Source organism: Pseudomonas sp. TMW22090, assembly GCF_022496665.1.
Classification (GTDB): Bacteria; Pseudomonadota; Gammaproteobacteria; order Pseudomonadales; family Pseudomonadaceae; genus Aquipseudomonas; species Aquipseudomonas gregormendelii.
Genome location: NZ_SCFH01000001.1, coordinates 1,075,377 through 1,089,722, shown reverse-complemented (window position 1 = coordinate 1,089,722; position 14,346 = coordinate 1,075,377). Strand labels below are relative to the sequence as shown.

Below are 14,346 nucleotides of genomic sequence, written 5' to 3'. Positions count from 1 at the left end.
GAAGCCACGTGCAAACTTGAATAGCCAAGCCGTCTGAGTTGCATCAAGGACTGGTTAACAGGGAGAAAACTGCATGAACGTCGACAATCAAGCGCTGCCGAGTGTCCCGCCTTCGCGCCTGGTCGCCAACACTTCCAGTGTTCTCCGACCTTGGGCAGTGGTGGAGGACGTGCAAGCGGTGCGCAATTTATCGGACAATGCGTTGTTGCCATCAGCCGACCTCAGTAACCCGGGCTGTACGCGGCTCCAGACCCCTGTGCCAACCCCCCTGCCGGCCGGGGTCTCCTCCAAGGAAGGCAAGGCTTATATTGAGGGTGGCGGGGGGAAACAAATTCCTGTGTACTCGTTAGATGGCTGGAAGACGGTGCAGATGTTCAAACTGCAGGGGGCTACATGTAGTGGTCAACTAATCCCGGACACGACGTTAAGTTTTTCCTCGGCCTGCGCTGGTGCCAACCCCTCGTTGAATTGGTGCAGAGGTGTCCCTGGCGTAGCCGAGCTTAACGGTGCCGTGGGGAACGACTTTGAAATGGGTGACAGGCTCTAGGTCCGACCCTCAGCGGCAGCACACCTAACGCTAATGTCATACTGTCCGGGCGCCCAGGCAGAAGCACTACTGTTGCTAGTGCGCGGTCGCCTTGTATCAAACGCTATTTTTTGTCCCGCAGTCGACTCAGCAGTTCGATTGTGTGGGGGCGGGTGATTGTTTCAGTGTGGGACGTGGGATTTTCGGTATATACAGCCTGAGACGGGCCTCTTTAGCGACGGTGAGTGCGTTATTCATCTCCATAAGTTCGTGGCTGAAATACCAAGTCCTACTTTCTCTGACTGTGTCGTATGCGTATTCCAGGTCGGTTCGCAAGTTTTGGATGTCGTTGTTTAGTGCTTCCTTCTGACTTTTGTTATTTGCTTTATTGGAGAATAGGCTATTGGTTTCTTTTAATAGCTTTTCGGTCCGTTTTGCAATGAGCTCACTGTTCGAGCAGATTTGTTTTATTTTTTCTGTTGAGAGGGTTCGTTGTTTGTCGATGTGGGCGATAATCGCTAACTCGAGTTTTTCTCTGAATGAGGTGAAATGGTCAATTAGCAAATTGAGTTCAAAGTGGTATATAGGATTGTCGCCAAGATCAGTTTTAAAGCGTTCAATTTCTGCTTGAGTATCGATGAGTTGACGAAGGGTTTCCTCCATGTCCCGGACTACAAAAGCAGGTTCATTTTTCTGATCGGCTATTTCGGGTTTAGACCAGTAGTATTTTTCTTTAGAATCAGCTATCTGGTATAGGGTGAGTATATTTTTACTGGTCTTGATTTGTAATGTCTCGCCCGGAAATGATCGCCTGATGGCATCAGTATCAAAATAAACGGTAGTTCTATAAAAGTTCAGCGTGTTTTTTTGGGCGTGTGGCGTGTGTGGGGGCGTCGCCTTCTTGCATTGGAAAAAATGAGTAAACCTTTTATATGGCGATGCAGTTTTTTGGGAGGAGGGCTGCTCGATCACAGGGCTAAAATTACTAACAATGTTGTTTGCTGATACCAGCGAGGCCCGCACATTGTTTTTGGGAGGGGACCAGATCGGGAGTTTCGGGTTGTCAGCAAGGTGTCGGGTCGCTGCGTTAATAGCGTTGTAGGTTGCTTGCATGCTCATTGTCATGGGGCTGGCTCCAAGTATGAATAAAAACATCCACGTCACGGCTGCTCTCTAGCGGTATACGAACAAAAATCTCATTGTTAAAGTCGCTCCTCCCTCGATGGGCAAGAAATATCAAGTCGTCTTGCGCTACGCGCTCTTGGCAGAAGTTGAGGGCTGGTCTTCCCGATATGAAGCCTGTGTTCCTGGCGGTGCCAGTTGGGGGCTTTTTCAGCAATCGATCGGCCATGGCAATATTTTTTTCGCAGATCTGTTCTGTTGATTCTGGGCGTGCTTGAGCTGACGATCGTGCCCCCTGAGGCGGAGCGCTGTTCTTTATCGGCACCAGGGCGTTTGAACCGTTACCGGTTGATAGAAAGCTGGTAGGGAGGCGGCTAGGCGGCGCGACCTGTTGGCTCGAGGCAATACTGTTCGCGCGACCACGGTTTGTTTGGTGCTACCTTTGTTAAGTGTTCCAAGTGTCCTCACCTCCCTCGAAATACCCATAACGCTACCCCTCGCTCTGCCTGGCTAGTTGTATAGGCGATTCTCCAGGCTGATGCCCGGAGCCATTCAAGCTTACCTGACTACAGGAGGGGACAAAGAAACGGTATCAGGCATCGGGCCAAGATCTGTCTTTTCAAGCGTTCCCTGGCGCTTTATCTCCGTAAATTGATGAAATGATACTTTTTCACCGAGCATGGATTTCTGGCCCGCTGAAGCAGTTTTACAAGGCACGTATTTTTTCAGCGATGATGCGGCTTCTTTCTGTGCAAGATGTTCCTGGCGATTTTTCTGGCGTTCATTGAAAATTAGGTCATTATCAGCTTTTTTAATGAAGTCGATCATTTTTTTCAACTGAGGACGAATGCTTTTGTGGTGAATGCCAGGATTTTTGTCGAAAGTATCAAGTTGCTGTTCCAGTTGTTTCAAGGTACTGGAAAGTTTTTCGGATAGGCGCAGTTTTGCATCCTCTACAGAGGAGAAACCCATGTTCTTTGCCACTCTTGGACTCGGGATGTCCGCTAGTTTTTCAATCTTGTTGATTGTGGGGTCGATGTCTTTCCAGATCCGTTGTATGCGTGCTTGCGAAATATTCCGATTGTTGTGGAAGTTGGTAAGCCGCCCGCTGTCGAGATTTTTACCAAGTGATTCATACTCTTCGATCAAGGTGTCAAGGCCAATCGCGCTGATATGTACGGCACTCAGGGATCTCTTCAGCTTTTGGGCCTCTTTCAAGGAAGACTGGACGGTGTCATCAATTTCGCACATTTGGCCGAAGGCAAACAGCCTGGTACTTTCGCTGTCGAAGAATTCGAAGTGGGATTGGAGCAGGCGAAAATCTGCACGAAGTTTATTTATATTTGTCGTGGCCTCAAGGATGACTAAGTCCCCCGGGGTTGATCGTATAATTGCGCTAACGTTGAAACGAGTCGGTACAAGAGATGATATTCCAATATAGGCCACTTGGTCCGGAAGCCGGGCTTTAAGAAAATTTATTATTTTTTGACCTGTTGTTTCTGCTCGCTTTTTCGGGGCACCTGCCTGGCCGATCGATGACAGCTTGCCGCTGACATTGTTGGTGGAAGACAGCTCGGGCTGCAAAACTGTTCTGGCGCCGAGGGATTCATCCGCAGGTCGGTAGGTGCCCGGTGTTCCCATGTTTGTCACATGCATCACAGTCCCCATAAGTTGTTCACTCTCATTTAGAAACTAAAAGGCTACGCTACTGCTGGCGCTGACAAGTTGCCTGCATAAAACGCTCACTGTCGTCGCACAGGTTCAGCGAGTTGTCGAGGGCCACCAGGCCCCGACACGTTGCGGCCAAGTGTGGGTAGGCTGGGGTTTCACCGCGGGCGGCTTACGGCAAAGGCTCCGACAGTGCCGTTGGAGGCTGCAAGCGCTCGCATCACAGGTCCAGAGGCTGGATCTGCGCGATATGGGCAGGGTGCTGATGTCGTTTCGGCGTACGTCGTGAACACTGCCGCAAGCCAATCGGCACAGGCAGGTGGTTCACGCTGAGCGGTTGTTGCAAGCAGCTTTCTGCAGGGCGACCCATCATGGTGCGGCTGCAGTTTCGCAGCGACCTGAGCGGGCTCCATCGCCTGGCAACCCCTTCGCTCTGTTGTTGCGGGTGTAGAGCTGTCGAGGTCAGCTCAAGGAACCTGAATCCAATCACTATCACTAGAGTCGCGTCGTATGGGTATCGCCCCTCCTTCGTTATCTGAGCCTCTGATCGCTGCCTTCACCGCTGTCCGTGGCGCCGTCAACCGTGCTCCCTCGCTCCTGGCGTCGGCGTTGCAATGCATCCGCCAGCCCATGCTCCCCACTCCGGTGCAACAGGCGAAGACCGGTCGCGGCGAGTCGTGGAGACCGCCAGAGTCCAGGCAGGCACAGGCTGCGTTGCAGATGTTGCTGCTGACAGATGGCTTGCACCCGCTCCTGCAAGCGGCGCTGCAGGCTATTGTCGTGGAGCATTTACAGCGTCTGCCGCCTGCTGCGAAGCTGGAGTCGAGCGTCGTGAAGGCGATCACGCAGGCCCTGTGCACCGGCTGTACGCTGCAAGACGCTTGCGACGCGCTGCCTAAGGCAGACCGTGATGCCGTGTGGCGGGGCGGACCTTACCGCGACGTCGATCCGGTCAGGCATCTGCTGCTCAATTACCTGGCGGTGTTCCAGGGCAAGGTGATTGAAATGGCCTTGACGCGGGGCAAGACTGGGACAACCGCTTACCTGGCGTTGCCCGAGGGGTTCGCTGAGCAACAGACGGAGCTCCAAAAGGGATGGGAGCGAGTCGAGAAGAAGGCGTCGAAGAGTGAGGCGCTGGTGGAGTATCGCCAGCTCAATCAGTGGCTGTGTCTCCAGGAGTGGTTCGTGCAGTTGCCCTTGGGCGTGGTGCAGCGGTTTGTCACTGTGCTGTTGTTGCGCCACTTTGCATTGACACCGCTGGCCAGGCAACTCATTGCCTGTTGCCGGGGGCAGGTGAGCGCGCAAACGCTCGGTGACGATTGGCGGATGATCGGCTCGCAGCTCAAGCACGCCTCCACGCCCAGCGAGTTTCTCGATGGCATCAGCAGCGCCCTGGAACAGGGGCCGTTGTCCCTGTCGATGCTGATGTACGGCCTGTATCGGCTGACCAGTATGACGTTGCCCTCGATGCTGTTGAGTGTTTTTCTTGGCGCGGTGGCCGAGGCGGGCCAGCAAGCGCTGGCGGGCAGGCTACGCAAACACGTGGGCAGCCCCGCGCTGGAATTCACGCGCTTTTTGCAGTCGCTGAATCGGCTGACGGGTAATTGCGCCAGCCTCAAGCAACACGCGCAACCGCCGTTAGACGTGCTGCTGGCGTGGCTCAACCCCGCGCCTGCGGCGCCGCTTGGGATCACGCACCTGAGGTATGACGACAGGGCCACAGCCGATGTGCGGATGCGCTGGATCCAGGACCAACGGCTGTTTGAGCGCAGCGCCTCACTGCCATCCAGCGCCAGCGAGCCGTTATCCACCTCTGTGGGGAGCAGGCCCGCGGGTGTTGTGCAATTGGTTCGACAAGTGGCTCGCGGCGTTGTCAGGGGGGCCGTCGGCATGATGTGGCGCGCCCCTGCGGTCATCGAGCGGGAGGTGGATGTGCAGGCGCCCCTGTACCACCAGGACCCTTACGCGGTGTATCGGCCGACGACAACGCCGCTGATCGCCACGGCGCAGAGCCGGTGCGCAGTGGCGGGCCTGGGCGCTGTCACTGTCAGCGGCGCCACCGTGGCGCTATACCGGGCCGCGAGGCGTCCCGACACCGCAGACCTGATGCCCACACCGGCAGGGCCGGGCAATGGGTCGGTCTTTACCGAGTTGACGCCCCATGGGGAAGCGGTGTGGCAGGCATTGAGCCATTTTCACCAAAATCGCGATGGCACGCTGACTTCCACACTGCGGGAACTGCACGTGATGCTGGCCGATCCGGCTGCGGCGGATGATGAGCGTGTGCGGCTGGCCAGGGTCATGGCACTGCTGCAAAAGGATTTTGGCCCGGCGCTGTCCGGGCTGCGCGACCTTATACAGTCCGGGCCCGAGGCCGACTTCGCCGAATTCGACGCCCCTGCGTCTGTGCCTGTACGCCAACGGCGCGACGTCGAGGCCCGGACTGTGCCACAAGAGGCTGATGAGGCCATGGCCCGCGAGGTTATCGCCTGGGTCACGCAGGCTCTCGTCAGTGCGCGCTGGCAAGACACTGAGATTCAGTTGCAGGTCTTTGGCGAGTGGGTGAAGGGCCAGCTGCCGGCCGATCACTGGTTGCAGACCGCGAGCCCGCAGGAGCGGGCGCTGTGGCTGGAGCACCAACAACGGCTGGCGGACAGTTACCAGCGCCTTGCACGCCTTGATTATGATTCGCTGGAGCCGTTCAAGGCGCAACGGCCAGCCTTGCAAAAAGCCTTGGCGGATGTGGATTTGAGCGAACTGCTGCTCACGGTGCTGGAAAGCAAGCTCAAGGGCGACCTGCACGGCGGCAGTTATATTCCCGGACTGGAGGTGATGACCGCGGCGCTCAACGGCGATCCGCAGGTGACGGTCGGTCGCTTGCAACTGTCCACCGGCCAGGGGCCTGATGCGCTCACGCTGATAATTCCGAAATGGCAGGTGTTTGTCCGGCGTAACGCCGGCGGTGAGGAAGACGGCGTGGTGGTGTACTGTCCTGCCGAGCACAAGATCGGCACGTTCAGCACGCAGCAGGAGATCATCCAGCACTTGGATCTCAAGCGTCTTCGCCAGTCATTGCAGGCCCAGGTCCAGCCGCCTGCCACCCCGGCCGGGCTGCAAAGCCGCCTGGTGACCCGGCCGAACCTCGGTCCTTTCAACACACCGCGGGTGCCCAGGCCACTGCCGGAGGTGGTCCTGGAGGCTGTCCCGCTTGGGCAGCGGGCGAGCTGGCAGCACTTCTTCGAGCAATATGGGCGGCAACCGCATCGCTGGACGTCGGCGCACGTGCAGGTCGTCGACGCCGACGTCAACCTGCACGCGTCACTCGAGCGCCGGGCCGGCGCGCAGCTGGACCGGGAGCAGGCCCGGCTGCAAGCGCGGCTCGATGATCCCGGCCTCTCCTCGCAAGAGGACGTGCTGCTGCAGGCCCGGCGGGCGTTTGCAGAATATAATGACGAATACTTCCCGACCCTGCGCACCGTTGCCCAGCGCGGCGCTACTGCCTGGCTGACCCAGACCCTGCACCACGAGGGGGTGGTGCCAGCCAATGCCACCGTCGATGCCGATACCCTCATCATCACGTTTAACGGCAGGAGCATGAGCCTCACCGACGGGGTCCAGGAAGGCTATCGCAGGACAGCCGATAACGTGTTTGCGCCGAGCAATAATTTCATTCAATACGCAACGATCGAGCACGAGACCCCGGAAGTGGCCCATGCAATGAACCAGCCGCAAGGCAAGCAGGGTTTGCAGGAGTATTTGCGCAGCACCTACCCCGCTACCGATTTCATTGCCAACCTTGAGCAGCGTCTCGAGCCTGAAGACGAGCTCGGGCAGCGCTGGCGCGGGCTTTACAAGGGGCTGATCAAGCAGGGTCTGCAGGTGGCGCTGGCACGGGCGAAGGGCGCTGGCCAGCTCGACCACGCCCCTCATCAGGCGCTCAAACGCCTGGTGGACGGCTTGCCCGACACCACCCGAGATGGCGCAAGCCTGCACGCCTTGCATATCGGCCGCGTGCGGATTCCCGAGGTCCTGGTGCTGTCGCAGGAGCTGGGGGACGATTACGTATACCTGGACGGCCCGTACGGCCTGGAGCTGCTCAAACGCTCCGACTATCTACAGCGGTTAAACACGCCGGCCTACCGCGACGATTTGCAGGCGCGGACCTTGACGCGCTATGAGACGTTGATCGATAACGCCCTGCGCGGCGCGGTGGGTAAAAAGGTACACACGGTACCGATCAAGGATTATAACCGTGAGGTCATTCAACAATGGTTGCATGACCAGATCGACAACGCCCGGGAAGCCGCGACCAGTCGCAATCAGGTGCGGTGGGAGCAAGCGCTCAAGGGGCTGCGCTTTACGGTCGGCGCGCTGTGCATGACGGGTAGTGCCGGGATCGCTGCCGTCGCGTGCGGCGCGGGAACCTTCGGGTTGGCGGCCCACGACGTCAACGGCGCGTCACGCAAGCTTGCGCGCGGCCAGTTGAATGAGGCCTTGGGCGATGTGGCGACGCTGTGGCTGGATACGTTCGATGTCGTCAGCGGCCTGGTCGCGTTGCGTAAGGTGTTGCATTGGGCGGGCAAGGTCCGCTTTTCCAGTACGGACGAATTTGCCAGCGACGTGCAGACCATGGTCCGTCAGCGCAACCGCGTCTTTACCCCCTTGGGGCGGCTCAACGACGTCCTGGCGCGCGGCGATATCACGCTGCAGCCCGAGTCGAAACTGAGTGTGCGCCCCGGTAAAGCGCAAGCGGGCGACTTCTACGCCATCGACGGCAAGTATTTTATCCTGAATCGTTACCAGGACCAGGGCCGGGTGTACGAGGTGTATTCGGACGATGCCTGGGCGACGGTGCGCGTGCGCGATCCGGTACGGCCCAATGGTCATGGCGAGCCGGTGCACTATCGTAATGGTTATTGGCAGCCCGGCAAGGGGGGCTTGCTGGGTGGGGGGGCGGGGTCTTCCAGTCTCGGCACAGCGGAAAAATCGCACTTGCTGGGTGAGGGCGCAGGCTCTTCCGGATTCAGTAGCGAGGAGCAGTGGAACACGTATTTCCAGCTGTTCAGGCTGGATCCCGACATTCGCTCGGACGCGCAGGTCATCCGCGCGCTACGGAGTGCGATCGAGAATCATAAACCGCTGCCACAATCATCCTATGGGTTTCTGAAGAACAAAAGTGATGGATGGCGTGCCTATGGCATTTTCGGGCAGAAACCCTTCGACCCCAACGCGCTCGAAAAAAATTTCGATCCCAATACGCTCAAGCAAATAGCGGCGGATTTTGATTTCTCGGATGCACCGACCGGGCATGCCTTGGGTGAATGGTTGTTGGACGACGCGCTCAGGTATGGCACACATGGAAAAGCCGACTGGCCGCTGTGGGCGATAAAGTACGCCAGAAAGGAAACCGTCCTTAATTATTATACGCCGGAGCAAGTGCTGATCGGCTTCAAGGCGTTCCCCGGCGCAAGTGTTACCCACGCCTATTTGAAGGAATTCGATTGCTTGAAAAAGGAGGTGCGCAAGCGTCTGCTGGCCGACCGGATCATGGGGCACGAGGTGCCGCTCGATGAGTTTCCCGAGCGAGTATTGCTTGCAGCGAAGCAGCAGGCGTTGATCAAATCCGGAGCCTTCGCGGACGAGCGGGCGGTGGCCGTGTACGTGGCTGCGTTCTCGTTTCCAGCCGACGCCGATATTCTGAAAATGGCATTGCTCAGGGCGCGCATCAACGGCGGCAGGACGCCCGCCTGGGCGGGCGCCTATCTACAGCACGAATCCTGGAGGCCCTACCGCGATGCGCAGGCCCTGCCGCCAGAGGCGCGTCGCCTGGCGTTGCAGCAAGTGCTGGTCAGTGAAAAAATCCATAGCGATCCCGAGCGCGCCGCCCAGTACCTGTTTAAACAATTCAATACGCTGGACGAAACAGGGGCCCCCATGTGGGACCTTTGCGAAGAGCTGGTGCTGGCAACGCTATTGGAGGGCGCCCAAAGGCCGGTGTGGGCGATCGAGCGTGTAGTGCCCAGTGCGTTGATGAACATTTTCAGGAGTGAAGACATACCTGCGGACATGTCTCGACTCGAAATCGTGATAAGCCCTGGCAGTCTTGAGCCGCGCCTGCTTCTGCCCGAGCAGATGACGCGTTTGCTTTATTTAAAGATTGTCTGCGATAGCGCTGTCAGCACGCCGTTTGAAGTACGACTGCCGACCAGTATGTTCAGCTTAAAGGAGCTTCACCTCGAGGGCATCATCGTCCGGCAGGCGTTGCCGCTGGACAGAATGCGCGCACTGGAAAAACTCCATGTCATCAATTGCAGTGGCGAAAAAAAGCTGCACTTGTCCTATCTGTCCGAATTGAAGTCGGCGCAGATCAGCCGCAATTCGCAGTTGCGCGAGTTCAGAGTGGGGCGTGGCTGCAACAAGTTGGAAACGCTGGACGTCACGTACAATCCGCAGTTGCGTGAGATGGTACTGGACTACTCCCTGTACGAATTGCGTTCGCTGTCCGTAACATTCAATCCGAGTCTTCAGCCGACAAAATCGACGTTTCCCGCCGCGTTGACTGAACTGCGTACGCTGGTTCTGCGCGATAATAATCTGGCAGACGTGTCCTTTCTCAGGAATGTGCGCCTGGCTCAGTTATCCCGGTTGGACCTTTCGCACAATCAATTGCGCAGCCTGCCACCATTGCCTCGTTTGCCAATGCTGGAAATATTCCAGCTGGAGGGTAACGCTTTCAGGGACATACCCGGCTTTGTAATGGACCTTGCGACGCCCGTGAAAGTCAATATGGGCGACAATTTTATCAGTAGCCGCGCTTGGCGCCACCTCGAATCACAGATCCCATATCGCCATCCGAATCAAGCTGATGTGGAGCTTGGCAGTCTCGCGGATGCGCCGAGCTGGTACACCCGGCGGCTGGGAGAAATGGTGGCGATATGCTCCCCTGGGCGGGAGGGAGAGGCTTGGCGGAGTCTATGGCTCGGTTTCGAAGGCGAAGCGCACGCAACTGAATTTTCCACCTTCCTGGGGCGGCTGTATCAGTCGGACATGTTCGACGACGAGGTATTCAGGCAAGCGGTGTCAGGCTGGCTGGAAAGATTGGAGACCAGTGCCGAGTTTCGCCGCGAGACGTTCAGGGCGGCCGACAGCACGTGCGCAAGTTGCGAGGACTGGGTGTCTTGGGTGTACAACAACATGCGGGAAATAGACCTGCGTTTTGATGTTTAAAGCAGCGAGCGTTTTATACAAGTGCCCGTGGCTGGCTGGAATCAATCTATATGAGACATTCAGCTTCGGCATCACCAACAAAAGCCGCCCGACTCCTGGCGCTTCAACTGCGGCCGTGACCCGAGGGTAATGGTATGGGCGATACGCCGTTCTGCGAATAGCCGGGCGGCCCCGCCTGATTCGCTTCGGTCATCACTTTCTCATCAAGATTGGTCGCTGCCGCCCCCACACAATGCTCGTCGGGAAATACCCGTGGCAAGCAATGAGGTGTCGGGCATGCACACAGATGAATCGTCAGAGGCGACCGCAACGCTCCAAGGCTGGTGCGCCTCGACCAAGCCTGGCGAGCGTGTCGTGCGCATTCGCAATGGCCCGTCATTTTTGTATCTGGGGCACCGGGACAGCTCGGTGCAGTGGTGCCTGCCGCCCGGTAGCGCCGGGCTGCTGGCCGCCAGGCCCGGTTTGCAGGTGCTTGAGGGCAGCGCCAGGTTGTTGCCGGTGTCGCGCATGAGCCTGGTGAAACTGCAATTTTTCATCGATCAGGGTGTGCCCGCCAACGGTCAGTCTGTACCGGAACAACCCTGGGCCTGGCTGGGCGATGGCTTTTTATCCCAGGCGACCGGCGCCGCGCTGGACTTCTGGTACCTCTCGCTCGCCTTGCGCGAGGGGCGCGATTATCAGGCGTTTGCACACTTGCTGCGCCAGGGCGAGAGCTATCAGTTGCTCGGCTTTCTGCTGCAGGAGGGGGTGGGCAGTGAAAAGCTGCAAGACCTGGCCGGCCGCTATGGCGTGTCGGTCTCGCACTTTCGCCGGCTTTGCCAGCAGGCGCTCGGTGGCGCGGCGAAGCCGGAGCTGCGCGAATGGCGTACCGCCCGGGCGCTGCTGACCCTGGTCGAGGGCAGTGGTTCGCTCACCGACATCGCCCTGGAACATGGGTATGCCTCCTCTTCGCATTTCTCCAAGGAAGTAAGAGAACTGGTCGGTGTTGCGCCGAGCAGTTTAATCGACATTACCCGACTTTCGGACGATTCAGTTGATGATGTTTAAACGCTTTTGTTCACCCGCCATCGCGCTGGCACTGTGTGGTGTGTTGCCGGCTACCGCGCTGGCGGCGCCGGCCCGGGAAGGAGAAGGTTACGTCGCCCGACAGGAAAGCCTGCGGACCTTCTTCGATGCCTTGTCGGCGCCACTGGGCAAGCCGATCGTACTCAGCAAGGCGGCGGCCCGGCGCACCATCTCCGGTGAGTTTGCCCTGGCCGAGCCGCAGCAGACCCTGGAGCGTATCGCCCGGCAGATGGCGCTCATCTGGTACAGCGATGGCCAGTCGCTGTACGTCTACGAAGCCGCCGAGGCGAAAAGTACGGTCATTTCACTGAGCACCATTACCGTCGAAAAACTCAACGGCTTTCTGCGCCGCTCCGGCCTGCTGGACGCGCGCTACCCCCTGCGCAATGACGGCTTGCGTACGTTCTACGTCGCCGGGCCACCGATCTACGTTGACCTGGTGATGCAGGCGGCCAGGTTCATGGACACCCAGAGCGCGGACCTACAATTGGGGCAGCAGCGCATCGGTGTGATCAACCTGCATAACACCTTCGTCGGTGATCGCCAGTATGAGTTGCGCGATCAGAAGATCACCATCCCCGGCATGGCCAGCGCTATCGAAACCCTGCTGGCAGGCGAAACCCGTGGTGTGGAAACCGCCATCAGCCAGGAGTCCGGGCGGGGCGGCAGGCTGCCGGATTTTCCGCTGCAAGGGCTGGGCTCCCTGGAGTCCGCGCCCGGTAACCCGGATGCGCCGCGCATCGTGGCCCGCGACCTGGCTGCCGGCAATATTCGCGTGGTGGCCTACCCAGACACCAACAGCCTGCTGGTCAAGGGCCTGCCCGAGCAGGTGCGGTTCATCGAAAACCTCGCCGCGGCCCTGGATGAGCCCAAGCGCCATGTGGAACTGACCCTGTGGATCATTGACTTGCAAAAGGATGACCTGAACGAGCTGGGGGTCAACTGGCGCGGTTCGCTCAAGGTCGGCTCGCAGGCCCAGGCCTCGCTCAATGGCGGGTCCCTGAGCACCCTCGATGGCGCCTCGTTCATGGCAGCGGTCGCCGGGTTGGAAACCGATAACCGGGCACACGTGGTGTCGCGCCCGGTGGTGCTGACCCAGGAAAATGTCCCGGCCATCTTCGACAACAACCGCACCTTCTACGCCAAGCTGGTGGGCGAGCGCAACTCGCAACTCGAGCATGTCACCTACGGCACGCTGGTCAGTGTCCTGCCGCGGATTTCCCCGGTCGGCGAAGTCGAGATGGAACTGAACATCGAAGACGGTGACGCGATTCTGTCGGAAAATGCCGGCCCCGACAGCTTGCCGACCGTGGGCCGTACCCGTATCAGTACGGTTGCCCGGGTGCCCCAGGGCAAGAGCCTGCTGGTGGGCGGTTTCACCCGGGATGAAAGCGGCGAGGTGCTCCGAAAAATCCCGGTGCTGGGGCATATCCCGTACCTGGGCCGATTGTTCAGCTATCGCCAGGCGCGTAAATCCAACACCGTGCGGGTGTTCCTGATCCAGCCCAAGCAACTCGATACCCCGCTGGCACCCGGCGCGGCGCAGATCGGCGCCGAAGTCATCGGGGCCGTGCCCCGCGATGCCGCCGACCGCGCCGTGCTGCGCGCGATGGATCGTTGAAATGGCGTCCATCGGCGGTATCCCTCAGCGCATGCAACTGACGCGTGCACAACAGGATAACCAGGTTCCGGTCAAGTATGAGGAGCCCGCCGATGATTCAATCGCTTTGGCCAAAGCGCAGCAGTTCGTCGAAAACAGCGATGAAATGGCCGCCTCGCTGCGCTCGCAGTTTCGCCGTCGAGGGGATTTCGGCAACCAGTTCGAAGGCCTTTCCGAGAGTTTCGAGCGGGTGCTGGAGGAGGACGTGGCGCCTAAGGCGAGCCAGGTCCAGAAGCTGGCCCAGCTGCCTGATCGCAGTATCGAATGGCTGCTGGCGCAGGCGCGCGGCCTGTTCCCCGATGACAGCGACCTGGTGCTGGTGCTGCGCGAGTTGCTGCGCGCCCGGAACCTGGCCGACGCCCCCCGCCAGCGCCTGGAAACCCTGCTCCAGCAAGTACTGAACCAGGCGGCGCCCAAGCGCCTGAAGGCCGGCATCAACTCGGCCCTCAAGGCCAAGATGTTTGGCAAGGCGCTGATGCTGCGCGCCAGCCTGATGCGTGACACCTACCGCTCATTCCTTGAGTCCGACGAAGGTGCCGTCCAGTCCTATGAAGACTGGATAACCCTTTACGGGCATCAGCACCGTGGCTCGGTCCTGGAATTTATCGAAGCCGCCTTGCTCACCGATATCGACGCCCAGGACCCCAGCTGTTCCCGTGAAGAGTTTGGCCAGCTGTTGAAGAAGCTGGGTGAACTCAAGCGCTTGCGTTCCGCCGATGCGATCTTCATTCAGCGCCTGCTCGGCGATGCGCTGGTGATCAAGTACAACCCCCGTGAACCTGACTGGCTGGTGTTCCTGTTGGGGTTGCTGAAGTTCCCCGACGAGCTCGAAGAGTTTCTGCACGGGGTCTTTGGTGACCAGTTCCTGCGGGTCGAACATTGCGAGAGTGGCCAGCTGTTGCAGTTGTTGCGCCTGACCTGCCTGTCGTTGCCCGCCAGCTTGTTCGACGATGAAGAGTCTTTGCAGCGCATTGCCGAACAATTTACCCAGCTGGCGGACAGGGTGTTCGCCCACGAAACCATCCAGCGTCACGCCGCCCTTGTGGGCCGTTCTAATCCTTAGTGCTCAAGGTCTGTA

The 14,346-nt window shown here is 58.9% G+C and carries 7 protein-coding genes; 5 read left to right on the top strand and 2 right to left on the bottom strand.

Annotation, left to right across the window (positions count from 1 at the left end):
* Positions 1–73: 73 nt before the first annotated feature.
* Positions 74–547, top strand: a complete 474-nt coding sequence (locus EQV97_RS05000) for a hypothetical protein (protein ID WP_240888554.1) — start codon at positions 74–76, stop codon at positions 545–547.
* 126 nt (positions 548–673) lie between these two features.
* On the opposite strand, the gene EQV97_RS04995 is transcribed toward EQV97_RS05000, so the two are convergent.
* Both EQV97_RS04995 and EQV97_RS04990 read right to left on the bottom strand, forming a co-directional pair.
* On the bottom strand, positions 674–1,651 hold the full coding sequence (locus tag EQV97_RS04995; protein WP_240888553.1) for a hypothetical protein: 978 nt from the start codon (positions 1,649–1,651) through the stop codon (positions 674–676).
* Positions 1,652–2,206: 555 nt separating this feature from the next.
* Positions 2,207–3,304 (bottom strand): hypothetical protein, encoded by a 1,098-nt coding sequence (locus tag EQV97_RS04990; RefSeq protein ID WP_240888552.1) that lies wholly within the window; start codon positions 3,302–3,304, stop codon positions 2,207–2,209.
* A 732-nt stretch (positions 3,305–4,036) separates the two neighbouring features.
* On the opposite strand from EQV97_RS04990, the gene EQV97_RS04985 reads away from it, so the two are divergent.
* The 4 genes from EQV97_RS04985 to sctW all read left to right on the top strand — a co-directional run bounded on the left by EQV97_RS04985 (position 4,037) and on the right by sctW (position 14,331).
* Complete coding sequence (locus EQV97_RS04985) at positions 4,037–10,543, top strand: NEL-type E3 ubiquitin ligase domain-containing protein (protein WP_240888551.1); 6,507 nt, start codon at positions 4,037–4,039, stop codon at positions 10,541–10,543.
* 276 nt (positions 10,544–10,819) lie between these two features.
* Entirely contained in the window at positions 10,820–11,590 is a 771-nt protein-coding gene (locus tag EQV97_RS04980) for a helix-turn-helix domain-containing protein (protein WP_122839686.1), read from the top strand.
* Entirely contained in the window at positions 11,580–13,229 is a 1,650-nt protein-coding gene (gene sctC / locus EQV97_RS04975; protein ID WP_240888550.1) for a type III secretion system outer membrane ring subunit SctC, read from the top strand. The genes EQV97_RS04980 and sctC overlap by 11 nt, the downstream gene beginning before the upstream one ends.
* A 1-nt stretch (position 13,230) precedes the next feature.
* Positions 13,231–14,331 carry a type III secretion system gatekeeper subunit SctW gene (gene sctW, locus EQV97_RS04970; protein WP_240888549.1) on the top strand — a complete coding sequence of 367 codons (1,101 nt, stop codon included), beginning with the start codon at positions 13,231–13,233 and terminating at the stop codon, positions 14,329–14,331.
* Positions 14,332–14,346 lie beyond the last annotated feature (15 nt).